Origin of the sequence: Microvirgula aerodenitrificans DSM 15089, from assembly GCF_000620105.1 — a bacterium.
Classification (GTDB): Bacteria; Pseudomonadota; Gammaproteobacteria; order Burkholderiales; family Aquaspirillaceae; genus Microvirgula; species Microvirgula aerodenitrificans.
Genome location: NZ_JHVK01000005.1, coordinates 204,730 through 221,369, shown reverse-complemented (window position 1 = coordinate 221,369; position 16,640 = coordinate 204,730). Strand labels below are relative to the sequence as shown.

The following is a 16,640-nucleotide window of genomic DNA, read 5'->3' as shown; positions in this document are numbered from 1 at the left end:
TCTCGCCGGCCCGGTGGCATTCTGGCGCCGCATCGGACGCGGGCGACGCGTCTGACGGGCGAAGGTGATGAACAGGATCACGGGGGCGGGTGCCGTCCCAGCCATTCCTCTGCCACCCCACCCATGGTCTTGCGCTCGCCGTTCCGGATCCAGGCCATGAAGTCACGGTCGAAGCGAAAGCTGGCCCCGCATTGGGCCAGCATGAAGCGGCGCACATTCCGGGTATTGCGGTAAGCCGCGTCAACCAGGGTGTGGCGGGTGATCCGGCCACCATGCCAGTCGAAAGCATCACTCATGCGTTCCTCCCGTGGCGAAAGGCCACCTGATCCATACTGACCGTTTTCGCGGCTGACCAGCAAGTGGCGCTGGCGGACAATTTCCATGCAACGGGGCTTGCGCCGCAGGCGCGGTGCTACCATGTAGACCCTGCCAGGCGCGAATACCGCTGTGTTCGCGCAGGGCGAAAGTTCACCCGGGACTGCGCTGTCCGCCGCCGATGCCATCGGTGCCGGCGTGGTGCCGGCGCGGCATCTCCGCCGCAGGTCACCGGATTAGTGCCTGATGCAAACGGTCAACGCTCTGCGCATCGCTTCGTTCAATATTCACAAGGGCATGAGCCCGCTGAACCGGCATGTCAGTCTGCCCGGGATCGCCCAGCAGCTGGAACTGCTTGGCGCCGACGTGCTGTTCCTGCAGGAAGTGCAGGGACGCAACCTGCTGCGCGCCCAGCGACTGGAAACCTTTCCGTCGATCCCGCAGCACGACTACCTGGCACGCAAGCTGTCGCAGAAGGCGGTATACGGGCTCAATGCCGGCTACGACAACGGCCATCACGGCAATGCCATCCTCAGCCGCTTTCCGATCCGGCAGTGGTGCAACCGCGACATCTCGGTCAACCGGCTGGAAAGCCGGGGCCTGCTGCACTGTGACCTGAGCCTGCCCGGCTGGCCGATCGACGTCACCGCACTGTGCGTACACCTGAACCTGCTGGGCCGCGACCGGCGCAAGCAGATGGCGGCGCTGGCCGAGTACATCGCCCATGCCGTGCCGGCCGGCAACGGGCTGATCCTGGCCGGTGATTTCAATGACTGGCGCGCGCGCGCCAATCGCGAGTTCGCCGATGCGCTCGGTCTGGTCGAGGTCCACCAGGAAATCCATGGCCGCCACGGCCGCAGCTTTCCGGCCCGCCTGCCGCTGCTGCGGCTCGACCGCATCTACGTGCGCGGGCTCAGCGTAAGCCGTGCCGAGGTGCTGTCCGGCCCGCCGTGGTCGCGTCTGTCCGATCATCTGCCGCTGTCAGCCGAACTGCTGCCGGCGGAGCGGGTGCAATGAGCCGGTTCCTGCCCGGAAACCGGGTCGACCTGCTGCGCAATGGCGATGAGTTCTTTCCGGCGCTGAAGGCGGCGATAGATGGCGCCCGCCACGATATCCAGCTGGAAACCTATATCTTCCGCATCGACACCACCACGCGGCCGCTGGCCGAGGCGCTGGTCGCGGCGGCGCGACGCGGGGTCGAAGTGCGCATCCTGGTCGACGGCTTCGGTTCGCGAACCTTTCCCGCCGACTGGGTGGCGCTGCTGACCGAGGCCGGTGCCCATTTCCACTTCTACCGCAAATTCCGCTTTACCTGGCTGCCGCGCCGCAACCGCCTGCGCCGCCTGCACCGCAAGCTGGCGGTAATCGACGGCCGGATCGGCTTTGTCGGCGGTATCAATCTGCACGACGATCGCGACAATGCCGAACCGGGCTATGCCGCCCGCTATGACTATGCAGTGCGGGTCGAGGGACCGGTACTGGCGCCGCTGTGCGCGACCACGCGCGGGCTGTGGCGGCATCTGGCGCTGCTGCGCGGCGAGGTGTGGCCGGTGATCGAACTGAGCCGGCCGGCGACTGCGCGGGTCGGCGTGATGGATGCGCGGCTGGTAGTCCGCGACAACGTCAAGCACCGGCTGTCGATCGAGAACGAATACCTGCGCGAAATCCGCGCCGCGCGTCAGGACATCCTGATCGCCAATGCCTATTTCCTGCCCGGTCTGCGCCTGCGACGCGCCATCCTGGCCGCTGCCCGGCGCGGGGTGCGGGTGGAACTGCTGCTGCAGGGACGGCCCGACCACCCGGTCATGCAGTGGGCGACCCGCCGGCTGTACCAGCAGTTTCTCGATGCCGGGGTGCAGATCCACGAGTACCGCGCCGGCTACATGCACGCCAAGGTCGCGGTGATCGATACGCTGTGGTCGACGGTCGGGTCGAGCAATATTGACCCATTCAGTCTCGGTCTGGCGCGCGAGGCCAATCTGGTGGTGCGGAACTACGCGTTCGCCCGTGAGCTGCAGGCCAGCATCGTGCGCCGCATCCGCCGCGACAGCCTGCCGATCGGGCACGACATGCTGCGCAAGGCGCGCTGGTGGCATCGCGGCTGGGCCACGCTGTGCTACGGTTTCTCGCGCTTCGCCATCAATATCGCCGGTCTGGGCGAGTACTACGGCAAGGAATGAGCGCCCGATGCTGATGCTGTCCGCTGCGGTCGAGGCCGTGCTCGAGGTCCGGAAATCGCGCTTTCACGCCCGTGTGGCGCCGGTCGCCGACCGGGCGGCAGCCCTGGCCGAGGTGGCGGCAATGCGCGCGCGTTTTCCGGCCGCCAGCCACTGCTGCTGGGCGCTGCTGGCTGGTGGCGAGGCCGGCATGAGCGATGATGGCGAGCCGTCCGGCACCGCCGGCAAGCCGATCCTGAACGTGCTGATGCACAAGGATATCGGCAATGCCGTCGCCATCGTCGCGCGCGACTTCGGCGGCGTGAAGCTCGGTGCCGGCGGGCTGGTGCGCGCCTATGGCAAGGCGGTCAGCGATGCCCTGGCCACAGCCGGACTGGTGGCGCCGGTGGCGATGTCCGCCCTGTGGCTGGAACTGGCGTTTGCGCTGGAATCGCGCGTGCGCCATGTGTGCCAGCAGTACGGCGCAGCCCTGCTGCAGGCCGAACCCGGCACGCAGTTGCGGCTGGCGGTCAGCGTGCCGGCGACGGCCGAAGCGGCGTTCTGCCGTGCGCTGACCGATGCGACGCAGGGACGGATCGTCATCCGGCATGAAACCCCTGTTGCCGATCAATGACGTGCGGTTTTCGGTTTGGCTGCAAATATCCTGAATGGTAAGCTGGCCGGTTCTCAATGACTCAGACGGTCGGCTGCCTGGTCACCGTCGCGACAGGATCAGTTTGATGGCGTCTTGCTCCCATTGCGGCACGGCAATTGTCGCTGACGCAGCAGAATCCTCTGCCGAGGTACCGGCCGGCCGTGAGGCAGAGCGGTTATTTGTCGATCTGTATTACGATTTCATCCGCCAGTCATGGGATCGGGCTGAACACCGGCCACTGAAACTGGGGTGGAGCTGGCCCGCGTTTCTTTTCAGCTTTCTGTGGCTTGGCTATCGAAAAATGTATCAGCAAGCCTGGTGCGTCATGAGCATCGTGCTCATGCTGGATGCAGGGTTCAGGATCATGCTTGCCGATGACTTCAGGGGGATGGTGCTGGCCCAGAGTGGAGTCCGTCTGTTCTTCGCCATCCTGCTCGGGGCCTTGGGCATGCGCCTCTATCAGTGGCATGTGAAGCGCCGGATCGCAGATATCCAGGCCAGATACGAACCGGAGCAGGCCTGGGCAGAACTGGCACGCCAGGGCAGTACCAATCTCTGGGCGGTTTTCGGCCTGCTGTTTTTCTTTTTTGCGCTTTCCCTGCATGTCATCCCGCTGATGCTTTATCCGCTCTCAGCCTGAGCGAGGCCGGCCGCCGCGTCCGGGAAGGCGTGGCGGCCGTCCCGGCTTACAGTACCTCTCCGGCGTGGTCGGCCAGCCGCGAGCGCTCGCCGCGCGCCAGCGTCACGTGGCCGCTGTGCGCCCAGCCCTTGAAGCGGTCGACCACATAGGTCAGGCCGGAACTGCCCTCGGTCAGATACGGCGTGTCGATCTGGCTGATATTGCCCAGACACACCACCTTGGTGCCGGGGCCGGCACGGGTGATCAGCGTCTTCATCTGCTTCGGCGTCAGGTTCTGCGCCTCGTCGATGATCAGCAGCTTGTTCAGGAAGGTGCGGCCGCGCATGAAATTCAGGCTCTTGACCTTGATGCGGCTGCGGATCAGGTCGCGGGTGGCGGCGCGGCCCCAGTCGCCGCCGTCGTCATCGGACTTGTTCAGCACGTCGAGGTTGTCCTCCAGTGCCCCCATCCACGGCGCCATCTTTTCTTCCTCGGTGCCGGGCAGGAAACCGATGTCCTCGCCGACCGGCACCGTGACCCGGGTCATGATGATCTCCGAGTAGCGCTTCTGTTCCAGCGTCAGTGTCAGCCCGGCCGCCAGCGTCAGCAGCGTCTTGCCGGTGCCGGCCTGGCCGAGCAGGGTGACGAAGTCGATGTCCGGATCCATCAGCAGATTCAGCGCGAAGTTCTGCTCGCGGTTGCGGGCGACAATGCCCCAGACATTGTTCTTCTGGTGGCTGAAGTCGCGCAGCGTGACCAGTTCGGCGGTCTTGCCGGCGATGTCGGTCACCCGGGCGGTGAACGGCTGTTCGCCTTCGTGCCACAGCATCTCGTTCAGGTACAGGTCAGGCACATCCGGCCCGCTGACCCGGTAACGGGTGCGATTGCCGTCCTGCCAGCTTTCCAGCCGGCTGCCGTTGCGGTCCCAGAAGGCGGTGTCGATCTCGCGGGTGCCGGTGTACAGCAGGTCGGTGTCTTCCAGCACCTTGTCGTTGAAGTAGTCCTCGGCCGCCAGACCCAGAGCGCGCGCCTTGATGCGCATATTGATGTCTTTCGACACCAGAACCACTTCGCGACCGGGCTGCGCGGTGTGCAGCGCCATGACAATACTGAGAATCTGGTTGTCGGCCTTGCCGACCGGCAGACTGGCCGGCAGCGCCCCGTCGATGGCCTGGGTCTGCAGCACCAGCTTCCCGGTTGCCGCTCCCTGGCTCTTCTCGCTCAGCGGGATGCCGTCGTCGATATCACCGGTAAAACCGCCGACCAGTTCGTCGAGAAAACGGCTGGCCTGACGGGCGTTGCGGGCCACTTCGCTCATGCCCTTCTTGTGGCCGTCAAGTTCCTCCAGCGTAATGATGGGGATGAACAGGTCATGCTCGTCGAAACGGAACAGCGAGGTCGGGTCGTGCATCAGCACATTGGTGTCGAGAACGAACAGCTTGGCAGCGGAGGATGGGGCGGATTTTTTTCTTGGCATGGCAGCGTCCTCGATGACAGGTGGCAATGGGCACCTTTGGAACCGGCGGTCGCATCCGGCCTGCCGGGGTGGCCGGACGCGACCGGACGAGCAGAACGCAGTGCCGTGACAGGGTCATGACAGCCCGCGTTCCCATTCAGATTACGCCGTGAATTCCGGCGTCGATACCCGGTATAAAAAAATCGTCATCGCGTTGCAACATCGCGACGGTCACGCGGTATTATCTTTCGGATAAATGTGAACTTGCGAAACTCTGTAGAGGTGGAATCTTGAAGATTGCCGTATTGCCGGGCGATGGAATCGGCCCAGAAATCGTTGGCGAAGCCGTTCGTGTACTCGAGGCGCTGAAACGCGACGGCCTGCCCGTCGAAACCGAAACCGCGCTGATCGGCGGCGCGGCCGTCGATGCCTGCGGCGACCCGCTGCCTGACGCCACGCTGGAGATCACCCGGCAGGCCGATGCCGTGCTGCTCGGCGCCGTCGGCGGCCCGAAATACGACGTGCTGCCGCGCGAACAGCGCCCGGAACGCGGGCTGCTGCGGATCCGCAAGGCGCTGAACGTGTTCTCGAACCTGCGCCCGGCCATTCTGTATCCGGAACTGGCCGCTGCCTCGAGCCTGAAGCCGGAAATCGTGTCCGGCCTCGACATCATGATCGTGCGCGAACTGGTCGGCGACATCTACTTCGGCGAGCCGCGCGGCATCGAAGTCCGCAATGGCGAGCGGGTCGGTTTCAACACCATGATCTACAGCGAAAGCGAAATCCGCCGCATCGCCCACTCTGCGTTCCGCATCGCGATGAAGCGTGGCAAGCGCCTGTGCTCGGTCGACAAGATGAACGTGCTCGAAGCGACCCAGCTGTGGCGCGATGTGGTCATTGAAGTGTCTGCCGAATATCCGGAAGTCGAACTCAGCCACATGCTGGTCGACAACGCCGCCATGCAGCTGGTCCGCAACCCGAAGCAGTTCGACGTGATGGTGACCGGCAACATGTTCGGCGACATCCTGTCCGATGCCGCCTCGATGCTGACCGGCTCGATCGGCATGCTGCCGTCCGCCTCGCTGGACGCCAATGGCAAGGGCCTGTTCGAACCGATCCACGGCTCGGCGCCGGACATCGCCGGCAAGGGCGTCGCCAATCCGCTGGCGACCATCCTGTCGGTGGCCATGATGCTGCGCTACTCGTTCGATCGCAGCGCCGAGGCGGACCGGATCGAAAATGCCGTCAAGAAGGTGCTGGCCAGCGGCCTGCGCACCGCCGACATTTACCAGCCGGGGACCGAAAAGGTCGGCACCCGGCAAATGGGCGACGCCGTCATCGCCGCGCTGTGAGATCCGCCGCCGCCTGGCGCGGCGGTGAACGGGCGCCGGAATGCCCGAAGAATCTGCATAACGAAGCAATCGAAGGAATGAGAACATGATGCGAGTAGGTCTGGTTGGCTGGCGGGGCATGGTCGGCTCCGTGCTGATGCAACGGATGGTCGAAGAGGGCGATTTCGCCCACATCGAGCCGTGGTACTTCACCACCTCGAACCCGGGCGGCCAGTCGCCGTCGTTCGGCGGCAAAGCGGCGCCGGCCCTGAAAGACGCCGCCGACATCGACGCGCTGAAGGCGTGCGACACCATCATCACCTGCCAGGGCGGCGACTACACCAGCGCGGTCTACCCGAAGCTGCGCGCAGCCGGCTGGACCGGCTACTGGATCGATGCCGCCAGCACGCTGCGGATGGACGACGAAGCCGTCATCATCCTCGATCCGGTCAACATGAACGTGATCAAGGACGCGCTGGTCAATGGCGGCAAGACCTATGTCGGCGGCAACTGTACCGTCAGCCTGATGCTGATGGCACTGGGCGGCCTGTTCCAGAACGACCTGGTCGAATGGGCCACGTCGATGACCTACCAGGCTGCCTCGGGTGCTGGTGCCAACAACATGCGCGAACTGCTGAAGGGCATGGGCGCGATCCACGCGGCCGTGGCCGACGAACTGGCCACGCCGGCCAGCGCCATTCTCGACATCGACCGCAAGGTCGCCGAGTTCATCCGTTCGGATGCAAACCCGACCGGCTACTTTGGCGTGCCGCTGGCCGGCAGCCTGATCCCGTGGATCGACAAGGACCTCGGTAACGGCCAGTCGAAAGAAGAGTGGAAGGGTGGTGCCGAGACCAACAAGATCCTCGGTCGCAGCAGCAACCCGCTGCCGATCGATGGTCTGTGCGTGCGCATCGGTGCCATGCGCTGCCACAGCCAGGCGCTGACCATCAAACTGAAGAAGGACCTGCCGGTCGACGAGATCGAGGGTCTGCTCGCCAGCGCCAACCCGTGGGCCCGGGTGGTGCCGAACGAACGCGACGCCAGCATGCGCGACCTGACGCCGGTCGCCGCGACCGGCACGCTGTCGGTGCCGGTCGGTCGCATCCGCAAGCTGGCAATGGGCAAGGACTATATCAGCGCCTTCACCTGCGGCGACCAGCTGCTGTGGGGCGCCGCCGAACCGCTGCGCCGCATGCTGCGCATCCTGCTCGAAAAGTAATACGGCAACAGGGCCTGCGCCCTCCGCCCGCGCCACCGCAGAAGCGGGGCGCGGGCGTTCCCGTTTGGCCCGCGCGCTTGACGCCCTGCCGCAAACGGGGGATTCTCGCGCCCTCCGATTTTCGACGCACGGGCGTGCGCGGATGCCGACCGGCCATCCGGCCTGGTCCGTTCCGGCCGCCCTGCGTGCACTTCTTCACGACAGGATGCCTCCATGACTACCGCTGATCCCTGCTTTGCCGTCTCTGGCGCCACTGGCGCGGTTGGCCGCGCCGTACTCGAAGCGCTCGCCGTCGCCCGCCCGGCCAGCAAGCGCGTGCTGGCGCTGGCCAGCGCCGAATCGGTCGACGATACCGTCGGTTTCGGCCGGCATGAGCTGTCGGTGCTCGACACCGCCACGCAGGACCCGGCCGCCATCGATATCCTGTTCCATGCCGGCGCAGCCGGCGCCGATGCACTGGCTCAGGCAGTGGCCGATGCCGGCAAAACGGTCATCGACCTCGGTGGCCGTCTGCACGGCGACACCGTTCGCCATTGCCCGCATCCGCTGGCACTGATGATCGGCCAGTTGCTGGACGCGCTGCCGGCCGGCATCGAACGCCTGACCATGACCGCCATGCTGCCGGTGGTGTCGTACGGCCGTCGCGGCGTCGACGAACTGGCGCAACAGACCACGGCCCTGTTCAACCAGCGCGGTTACGACACCGAAGTCCTGCCACGCCAGGTCGCGTTCAACCTGCTGGCCCAGGTCGGCGAGTGGGCCGACGATGGCGCCACCGAGCTCGAAGCCCGCGTGCTGCGCGACCTCGATGCGCTGCACCCGGTCGCCGCCGTGTCGCTGACCGCTGCCCTGGTGCCGGTCTTCTTCGGCCATGCCGTCAGCCTGGAAGCGCAGGGCGCGACCGCCTTCGACCGCGGCATGCTGGTCACCGGCCTGAAGGCCGCCGGCATCGACGTGCACGACGACGGCCCGGCCAGCGCGGCCCCGTCGCCAATGGATGTGCTTGGCCAGACCCGCTTGCAGGTCAGCCGGGTGCGGGTGCAGGACAACCGGGTCGCCCTGTGGCTGACCACCGACGGCCTGCGCCTGCTGGCAGCGCATGCAATCGGGCAGGCGCTCTGATGGCGCACTGCAGATTTCCGCGCTGCGGTCGATAAGGAATGACGTGTGGCCGGAAACGGCCGCATGTCATTCTGCCCGAGACGTCTCAACTTCATGGTAGCCATGTCCGCCAACCTTTCTTCCCTGCCTGTGCGGCGTATTTCGCTGCGGCAGTCAACGCTGCTGTTGCTGTGCCTGCTGTCCACGCCGGCCTGGGCCGGCCTCGGCGCCATGCATCTGCAGTCGGCCCAGGGTGCTCCCTTCGTGGCCGAAATCGACGTGACCGACGCCAGGGCCGGCGATGCCGTGCAGGCGAGCATTCCCGGGCCGGGGGTGCAGCGTGAAATGGCGCTCGGCTGGTCGCCGTACTACGACAAGCTCAAGGTCGAAGTCAAAACCCGGGACGATGGCACACCCTATATCCGGCTGAGCCATCCGCAGCCGTTCCGCGAACCGTTCCTGGAGCTGGCCGTTGAGCTGGAGCAGAATGGCGGCCGCTCGGTCAAGGCCTTTGCCGCGCCGATGCCGACCTCGGTCGGCAAGGGCGGGGCCACGGTGCGCGGCACCGAGGTCGAACTGGCGCCCGCGGCATCGTCGACACCGATTCCGGCCGTGATTGCCGCCCCGGAAAAGGCCGACGCCCCGGCCGCGCCGCGTGAGGACATGAAGACCTTCCTGTCCCGGCTGAAGCAGATTGAAGACGCCGAGTCCGGCATCACCACGCCGGCGAAAAAACCGGCTGCTGCGCCCGTGACCAGGCCCAAAGCCGAAGCAAAGAAAGCGGACAGCGCCGCCGAAGGCAGCGGCTTCCCGTGGGCGCTGGTCGGTGGCGGCCTGGCCGCGCTGCTGGCCCTGGCTGGTGCCGCCGGCGGCGGTTTCTGGTTCTGGCGCCGGCGCAAGGCGGGTCAAGCTGAGACGCCGATGGCAGAACTGGCACCGGTGGCGACCGCTCTGCCTCCGGACGATCTGGATCTGACCGCCGTGCTGGAGCCGATCGCCGAAACCAAGCTGCCTTCGCCGGTCACGGCGACCGATGACGGATCGGAAACCGATGCCGGCCTGTGGGGCGACCCGGCACCTGCCCCGGTCGCCGCGGCCGAGCCGACGCCCGAGCCCGCGCCGGCGCAGGGCGCGATCGACGATTCGGAAATCGATGCGTGGTTCTCCGAAACCACGCCGACCCCGACGGTCGAGCCGCCGGTGCCGGTGCCGGTGCCGGTGCCGGAACCCGAGCCGGAACCTGAACCTGAACCTGAACCAGCGGCCGAGCCCGTTGCCGAAGCAGCGCCGGTCGCGCCGGCCGTGGTGGAGGCCGAGCCGGTCATCGCGGAAGCCGAACCGGTGGCACCCGTCGAGGCACCGGTTCCTGCACCAGTGCTGGAACCGGATGCGGTCGATGACATGTTCGACCTGCTGTCGATAGAGAAGCCGGTGCCCGCCGCCATGCCGGAGCCGGAACCCGAGCCGCAGCCGGAACCCGAACCTGCCGTGGCGGTGCCCGCCGCCGAGCCGGAACCCGAGCCGGAGCCGGAGCCCGAGGAAGAAAAACTGCTCGAATTCGACTTCCAGCTCGAACACGAACTGCAGGCCAAACCGGCCGTCGAACCGGCCGTGGCCGTGCCAGGCATGGCGCTGGACGACATGGCGCTGGATCTCGACAGCGTCGAACCCGGCAATGACGACCCGGTAACGGCCAAACTCGACCTGGCCCGCGTGTACCTGGACATGGGCGATTATGAAGGCGTGCGCGAAATTCTCGAAGAAGTGCTGAAGGAAGGCTCCGCCACGCAGCAGGAAGAAGCCAGAATGCTCCTGGCCTCCGTGGCAATATAATATCCTGTCCAGTGCTGAAATACCGACGCCGGGTTATCGCCCGGCGTTTTTTCGTCGGCAGCAGTAAAAAACAAGAATGTTTCGGGTGCCGGACTGGTTTATTCCTGATAAAAAATCGGATTGATTAACGCGGAAATTCAGAATTGGCATATTGAAACTGCGCTGGCCGAATGGCGAATATGGAAGCGAGTAATTTATTCGTGATATTTGCATTCGGGATTCAATATGAACCATACACCCGCACGACCCCATCAGGAAAAAAATAATCCGGCCACACCGGGCAGCGAGCGCTGCCCGCAAGAACCGGCGACCAGGCTCCCGGTCCTGCGCCGCCTGCTGGCCACAGCGGCGGTGGCCGGCGGCATCGGTGATGTCGCGCTGGCCGGATCAGGGCCACCGGCAACGGAAGCGGCCCGGGGCGCGCGCCCGGTTGCGGAGATGCCGGACTGCCGCCCGGCAGGGACGGGCGGCTTGCCCGTTTACTGCCTGCCGACCATGGACGACTGGCGGGATGACCGCGTATTCAGGCCGCTGATGCCGCTGGCCAGCATGGCAGACTCTTCTCCTGCTGCCGGAGGCGGGGGGCTGAATCTGGCCTATCTGGCTGCGGGCGGTGGTGCGCTGGCTCTGCTGGTTGCAACACTTGCCGGTGGAGGCAGCAGTGGAGGTGGAGGTTCGTCATCGGCCGGAACCGGCAATTCGTCTTCGCCCGCCAGCCCGCCGGTGAACCACTCACCGGGGTCAGGCAGTGACGCCTCCCCGCCCGGGAAAAATGCCGTACCACCAGCGGAAGACAGCGTACTGCGCGTGGCCGCCAGACCGCTGCCGGTTCACCTGACCGGTGCTGACTTCATCGCCGTGCAGCCCTCGCTGGCCATCGCCAATGCCGGACAGATTACGGCAGCCGATGCGCATGAGCAGGAGCCGGGCAGTATGCGCAAGCACATGGCCATCCTGGTCGACGGGCTCGGCCACGGCGGGCTCGACTACGCGAACGACGGAACGCTGGAAGCCCGGGGCGGTTACGGCATTCTGATCACCGACCCACGGACGGCCGGGGCGGTGGGCCAGACCGCAGAGCGGCTGGTGGCCAATCGCTTCCGCAACCGCGGACGGATTGACTTTCATGCTGAAAGGGGGACACGGCATGCGCTGCGGCTGCAGCATGATGGCCATGATGCGCTGAACGACAGCGGCAGCACGCTGACCGTACACGGCTATGGCGCGGTGGCCATGTACAGCGACGGCGACGGCAGGCTGGAAAACCTCGGCACCATCAATCTGGGCAGCGTGGGTACGACCGATACCCACATGACCGCGATGAAGCTGGGGCCGAATGCCAGCCATGAGGCCGTCATCACCAACAATGGCGTGATCAACATCCACGCCAACAAGTCGCACGCCTTCGGCATCCTGTCCGGCAACAGCCAGCTGCTCAACATCGGCGAGGTCAACCTGCTGTGCCCGCACGAGGACTGCGGCGTGTTCTCCGACTGGCATACCGAATACCGCAAGAAACAGTCCCAGCCGGGATTGTCGGATACCGGGCCGGTACTGCGCCTCCACCAGAGCCAGGAAGTGAGGCAGCCCTACACCATCCGGGCGGGCGGGCACAGCCACCACATGTCGCTCGCCGGGTCGTTCGTGATCAAGGACGGGGGGCAGTTCGTCAACCACGGTCGTCTCATCGCCGACCACGCCGTGTCACCGGCCGGTGGCTCGGCTTCTCCCTCCAGGGGCGCCATCCTCAGGGAGGATGCAGCACAGGGGGGCGCCGAGCACCGCAATGAAGGCCGGATGAAGGTCGACGGTGGCTATCAGGTTTTCCGCTCCGACAGGGCGAAAACGGTGCGCAGCCGCTTCATCAACCGTGGCGGGATCGAATTCCATGCCGTAAACAGCACCATGACGGCATTGCAGGTGAGTCATGCCGGTCACGACGTGGTGAACGATGCCGGCGGCATTCTCACCCTGACCGGCAACAACGCCGTCGGGCTGTTCAGCGACAGCGACTCACTGCTGGAGAATCGCGGCATTCTCAATCTGGGCACGCCGGGCACGACCGATACCGGCATGGTGGCCATGCATCTGGGACCGAAGTCCACCCATCAGGCCAAGCTGCTCAATACCGGCACGATCAATATCTACGCCGGAAAGTCCCATGCGTTCCATATCGACAATGACAGCAACGGCAGCCTGGTCAACCAGGGAAAAGTGAACTATCTGTGCGGGGACAAAAAGAGTTGCAGTGACCACCGGAGCGAACATACCCGAAAGCGCTCAAGGGTTTCCAGCGATGATGGCAGCTACCGGAACCTGACCGTGCGCGAGTATCAGTTCGGGCCGGTTACCTTGCCGGCCGACGGGCCACTGCTGCGCCTGTCCAGTGATGCGACCTTTTACCTGAAGGATAACGGGGCTTTCACCAACCACGGCAAGATAGTGGCTGCGGAGGCTGCCCGTGGTCCGCTTGATGCGCGCCTGTACGGCTACCGGGCGATCCTCTCCAGTGGCTGGAGCCCGGGAGTCCTGCTGCTCAACACCGGCACGCTGACGGCGAGTGACGGCTATGGCGTGCTGCGGACGGTGGACCCGGTCGAAAACCCGCGGACCCACACCTCGACCGGTCGCAATCGGTTCATCAACCGTGGCGTCATCGACTTTACCGCCACCGAGCGCTCTCCGCATGCACTGTATGCCGCGCACGCCGGCCACGATTTCCTGAACGACAAGGGGGGCGTCATCACCGTGCGCGGAAACGGGGCGGTGGCCATGCGCAGTGATGGCGACGGGAACCTGATCAATCGCGGCGTGATCAACGTGGGCGAAGCAGGCAGCATGGACAGCAACATGATGGGCATGGTCCTCGGCCCGGGGGCGCTGGCGGTGGCTACCCTGATCAATGACAAGGAAGGCGTTATCAATGTTCATGGCAGGGAGTCATTCGCGTTCCATATTGCGGATGGCAATATGGCGATGATCAACCGCGGGAAGGTCAATCTGCTGTGCCCGGCCAAGGACTGCGCTGTGTTCAGCGGAGCGCACGAGCAATCCGTCCATGATGTGACCAATGTCGATCTGGGGAGCAGCTACGAGTACGCTTTCCATTTCCCGGATCAGATCGACCCGCAGGAACCTGCGTCGTCCCGCGCCACCCGGCTGGCCGGTTACGTGGTCGGCACCCGGCCGGATGGTCAGGCCGGCACGCTGAGCGGCGGGCATCTGGACGCCAGCGGCGTGACCGTCGATACCGGCTTCGTGGCCGGGACCACGGCCAGGCAGGCGCGCTTTGCCAAGGTGCTGCGCGGTGAGCGCATCGACGGCATCGAGCAGATCCGTTCGCGCAGCGCCGCGTGGCGGGCGCAGGCCTGGCGCGATGCCGATGGCGATATCGGAGTCACCCTGACCAAGAACGACTATCGCGAACTGGCGCCGGACGCGGCATTGCGTCCGCTGGCGGCCGCGCTGGAGCAGGACTACGACGGCAGCGAGCTGTTCCGCAGCCTGGAACTGGGCTCGGTGGCCGATATCGGCCATGCGCTGCGCCAGTTGTCCGGGGCCGGCATCCGGTCGGCGCTGAAGCCGTTGCAGACACTGGAACAGCGCTTCGCCCGTCTCGGGCATGACATGGCGGAAACCCGGGCCGGCTTCGGTCTGCAGCTGGTCGGCAGCCGGCATGGCCGGCCGGAGGCCCGGCTCGGGCGCTCGGCCTATGATCTGGTCGTCCTGCGCCAGCGCTTTGCGCCGGGCGGGGCGGCGCAGCTGACCGCCCGCTACGGTTTTGCCAGCCTCCGGCCGGGAGCGACCGCCGCCGATGCCGGCCTCGCTGGCCACAGCCAGCTGTTCGGCCTGGACTATGCGCAGCCGCTCGGCCGCGGACCGACGCTGGAAGGCGAATTCCGTTACGCGCAGCACCGGTTCGACACCCGGCGCACGCTGCGTTACGGCAGCGTCGATCTCCGGCCGCAGGCGAGCCAGCGGCGCGACCGGTTCAGTGGCCGGTTTGCGCTGGTGCTGGCGCCGCAGCGGTTTGGCGGACTGGCACTGGCGCCGCTGCTGGGTCTGACCGTGCATCACCAGCGTGATGCGGCGCTGACCGAGCGCAATGCCGGCGTCTATGCGCTGCGGCTGTCGGCGGCCCGCGCCAGCGCGGTGGAGGGGGTGTTCGGGCTGCGGGTCCGGCATGAGGCGGTCGATGCGCGGCACGGCCGTGGCTGGCGGGTCGATGCCGAACTGCTGGGGCGGCCGACGCTGTACCGGCAGGCCGCCGTCCGGCAGGCCCGCTTCGCCAGCCTGCCGAGTGGCGGGCGGTTCACCCTGGCGGCGGACCGGGCACGCTTTGGTTACGGCGGGCGGTTGAGTCTCGGCTTCCATGGCAGGGACAGCCGCCTCGATCTTGGCGCCCACATCGGTCGGGATGCGGTCAGCGGCGACCATGGTGTGACCGCGCGTTATCAGCGGGTGTTCTGAAAACGGGGGGACGCCAGCCCGGTGTGGCGGGCATGTTACGATGCGAGCTGCATTTCCCTGACTTTGCCCTTATGGCCCGACTGTTCTGCCGACTGCACCCCGCGACGCGTTTCCTGCTGTGGCTCGCGGTGGCCCTGCTGTTGCCGGCCCTGCCGCTGGCAGGGCTGGGTGCGCTGGCGGCACTTGGCGTCGCCATCCTGCTGGCCCTGTCGCCGACCGTGCTGGCCTCGACGCTGCGGCGTACCCGCTTGCTGCTGCTGACCCTGATGGTGGCGTTCGCCTGGACCGTGCCCGGCGACCCGGTGCTGGGCATGAGCTGGTCGCCGACCTGGCAGGGTCTGGAAGTTGGCGGCGAGCATGCGCTGCGACTGCTGGTGCTGGTCTGCCTGATTCGCGTGGTGTTGTTCCTGACGCCGGATACGGCGCAACTGGCCGGTCTGTACACGCTGATGATTCCGCTGCGCCGGCTGCGGCTGGATCCGGAGCGGATGGCGACGCTGCTGTGGCTGGCGCTGGATGAGGCCCGGCAGTGGCTGGACCGGCGGCGGGTTGCGCTGGCCGATGTCTGGGCGGCACTGGCGGCCGATGCACCGGTGCCGGCCGATGCGTGTGGAATGACGCTACAATGTCCGCGTTTTCAACCTGTGGACGGTGTGGTTCTGGCGCTTGCCGCGCTCGGGGTCATGCTGGTATGGATCGCATGAGGATTGCCCTCGGGCTCGAATACGACGGACGTCATTTCTGCGGCTGGCAGACCCAGCCGGACGGGCGGACCGTGCAGGATGCACTGGAGGCGGCGCTGACGGAGATCGCCAGCCATCCGGTCAAGGTGCTGGCCGCCGGCCGGACCGATGCCGGCGTGCACGCGGCCGAACAGGTAGTGCATTTCGACACGCAGGCGAGCCGTCCGGCCACAGCCTGGGTGCGCGGCGTGAACCGTTTCCTGCCGCCCGGCGTCGCCGTGCTGTGGGCGCATGAGGTCAGCGACGACTTCCATGCCCGTTTCTCGGCGTCTGCCCGCTCGTACAGCTATTACCTGCTCAATCACCCGGTACGCCCGGGACTGGCAGCCGGCCGGGCCGGCTGGTTCCACTCGCCGCTCGATGTCGACGCCATGCGCGATGCCGCGCAACGCCTGCTCGGCACGCATGATTTTTCCAGCTTTCGCGCGGCCGAATGCCAGGCGCGCACGCCGGTCAAGTCGCTGGCCCGCTTCGATATCCATCAGCATGGCGACCTGATCCGTTTCGATCTCAATGCCGATGCGTTCCTGCACCACATGGTGCGCAATCTGGTCGGGGCGCTGGTCTATGTCGGCAAGGGGGCTTACCCGCCGGCGTGGATCGAGGCGCTGCTGGCCGAGCGTGACCGTCGCCGCGCGCCGCCGACCTTCATGCCGGACGGGCTGTACCTGACCGGCGTGACCTATCCACCGCATTTCGGGCTGCCGCAGACCGGCGGCCGGATCTTTTTCTGAAAGTC

Annotated in this window: 13 protein-coding genes; 11 read left to right on the top strand and 2 right to left on the bottom strand. The window is 66.2% G+C overall.

What is annotated here, in order from left to right; all coding sequences use genetic code 11:
* Positions 1–77 precede the first annotated feature (77 nt).
* Complete coding sequence (locus tag Q352_RS0107980; RefSeq protein ID WP_028498899.1) at positions 78–296, bottom strand: DUF6434 domain-containing protein; 219 nt, start codon at positions 294–296, stop codon at positions 78–80.
* Between the two features lie 265 nt (positions 297–561).
* On the opposite strand from Q352_RS0107980, the gene Q352_RS0107975 reads away from it, so the two are divergent.
* The 4 genes from Q352_RS0107975 to Q352_RS0107960 all read left to right on the top strand — a co-directional run bounded on the left by Q352_RS0107975 (position 562) and on the right by Q352_RS0107960 (position 3,766).
* Positions 562–1,332: an endonuclease/exonuclease/phosphatase family protein gene (locus Q352_RS0107975; protein WP_036385633.1), complete on the top strand. Its 771-nt coding sequence runs from the start codon at positions 562–564 to the stop codon at positions 1,330–1,332.
* Positions 1,329–2,495: a cardiolipin synthase ClsB gene (clsB, locus tag Q352_RS0107970; RefSeq protein WP_028498897.1), complete on the top strand. Its 1,167-nt coding sequence runs from the start codon at positions 1,329–1,331 to the stop codon at positions 2,493–2,495. The genes Q352_RS0107975 and clsB overlap by 4 nt, the downstream gene beginning before the upstream one ends.
* A gap of 7 nt (positions 2,496–2,502) precedes the next feature.
* Positions 2,503–3,105: an IMPACT family protein gene (locus Q352_RS0107965; RefSeq protein WP_028498896.1), complete on the top strand. Its 603-nt coding sequence runs from the start codon at positions 2,503–2,505 to the stop codon at positions 3,103–3,105.
* Between the two features lie 106 nt (positions 3,106–3,211).
* A complete protein-coding gene (locus Q352_RS0107960) occupies positions 3,212–3,766 on the top strand; it encodes a DUF2628 domain-containing protein (RefSeq protein ID WP_028498895.1) in 555 nt (184 codons plus the stop codon).
* A gap of 46 nt (positions 3,767–3,812) precedes the next feature.
* On the opposite strand, the gene Q352_RS0107955 is transcribed toward Q352_RS0107960, so the two are convergent.
* Positions 3,813–5,222 (bottom strand): PhoH family protein, encoded by a 1,410-nt coding sequence (locus Q352_RS0107955; protein ID WP_028498894.1) that lies wholly within the window; start codon positions 5,220–5,222, stop codon positions 3,813–3,815.
* A gap of 269 nt (positions 5,223–5,491) precedes the next feature.
* On the opposite strand from Q352_RS0107955, the gene leuB reads away from it, so the two are divergent.
* The 7 genes from leuB to truA all read left to right on the top strand — a co-directional run bounded on the left by leuB (position 5,492) and on the right by truA (position 16,635).
* A complete protein-coding gene (gene leuB / locus Q352_RS0107950) occupies positions 5,492–6,553 on the top strand; it encodes a 3-isopropylmalate dehydrogenase (protein ID WP_028498893.1) in 1,062 nt (353 codons plus the stop codon).
* Positions 6,554–6,641: 88 nt separating this feature from the next.
* The gene (gene asd, locus Q352_RS0107945) at positions 6,642–7,754 is read left to right on the top strand and encodes an aspartate-semialdehyde dehydrogenase (protein ID WP_028498892.1); all 1,113 of its coding nucleotides are present in this window, start codon (positions 6,642–6,644) and stop codon (positions 7,752–7,754) included.
* Between the two features lie 213 nt (positions 7,755–7,967).
* A complete protein-coding gene (locus Q352_RS0107940) occupies positions 7,968–8,876 on the top strand; it encodes an Asd/ArgC dimerization domain-containing protein (protein ID WP_028498891.1) in 909 nt (302 codons plus the stop codon).
* A 102-nt stretch (positions 8,877–8,978) separates the two neighbouring features.
* Complete coding sequence (locus Q352_RS22235; RefSeq protein ID WP_156952492.1) at positions 8,979–10,688, top strand: motility hub landmark protein FimV; 1,710 nt, start codon at positions 8,979–8,981, stop codon at positions 10,686–10,688.
* A gap of 225 nt (positions 10,689–10,913) precedes the next feature.
* Positions 10,914–15,158: a pectate lyase-fold domain-containing protein gene (locus Q352_RS0107930; RefSeq protein ID WP_156952491.1), complete on the top strand. Its 4,245-nt coding sequence runs from the start codon at positions 10,914–10,916 to the stop codon at positions 15,156–15,158.
* A gap of 71 nt (positions 15,159–15,229) precedes the next feature.
* On the top strand, positions 15,230–15,862 hold the full coding sequence (locus Q352_RS22230) for a CbiQ family ECF transporter T component (RefSeq protein WP_051528768.1): 633 nt from the start codon (positions 15,230–15,232) through the stop codon (positions 15,860–15,862).
* A complete protein-coding gene (gene truA, locus Q352_RS0107920; RefSeq protein ID WP_028498889.1) occupies positions 15,859–16,635 on the top strand; it encodes a tRNA pseudouridine(38-40) synthase TruA in 777 nt (258 codons plus the stop codon). The genes Q352_RS22230 and truA overlap by 4 nt, the downstream gene beginning before the upstream one ends.
* Positions 16,636–16,640: the final 5 nt, after the last annotated feature.

Coding starts and splice junctions, on each gene's coding strand:
- Q352_RS0107980 (WP_028498899.1), bottom strand. CDS start 296: ATGAGTGATGCTTTCGACTGGCATGGTGGCCGGATCACCCGCCACACC.
- Q352_RS0107975 (WP_036385633.1), top strand. CDS start 562: ATGCAAACGGTCAACGCTCTGCGCATCGCTTCGTTCAATATTCACAAG.
- clsB (WP_028498897.1), top strand. CDS start 1,329: ATGAGCCGGTTCCTGCCCGGAAACCGGGTCGACCTGCTGCGCAATGGC.
- Q352_RS0107965 (WP_028498896.1), top strand. CDS start 2,503: ATGCTGATGCTGTCCGCTGCGGTCGAGGCCGTGCTCGAGGTCCGGAAA.
- Q352_RS0107960 (WP_028498895.1), top strand. CDS start 3,212: ATGGCGTCTTGCTCCCATTGCGGCACGGCAATTGTCGCTGACGCAGCA.
- Q352_RS0107955 (WP_028498894.1), bottom strand. CDS start 5,222: ATGCCAAGAAAAAAATCCGCCCCATCCTCCGCTGCCAAGCTGTTCGTT.
- asd (WP_028498892.1), top strand. CDS start 6,642: ATGCGAGTAGGTCTGGTTGGCTGGCGGGGCATGGTCGGCTCCGTGCTG.
- Q352_RS0107940 (WP_028498891.1), top strand. CDS start 7,968: ATGACTACCGCTGATCCCTGCTTTGCCGTCTCTGGCGCCACTGGCGCG.
- Q352_RS22235 (WP_156952492.1), top strand. CDS start 8,979: ATGTCCGCCAACCTTTCTTCCCTGCCTGTGCGGCGTATTTCGCTGCGG.
- Q352_RS0107930 (WP_156952491.1), top strand. CDS start 10,914: ATGAACCATACACCCGCACGACCCCATCAGGAAAAAAATAATCCGGCC.
- Q352_RS22230 (WP_051528768.1), top strand. CDS start 15,230: ATGGCCCGACTGTTCTGCCGACTGCACCCCGCGACGCGTTTCCTGCTG.
- truA (WP_028498889.1), top strand. CDS start 15,859: ATGAGGATTGCCCTCGGGCTCGAATACGACGGACGTCATTTCTGCGGC.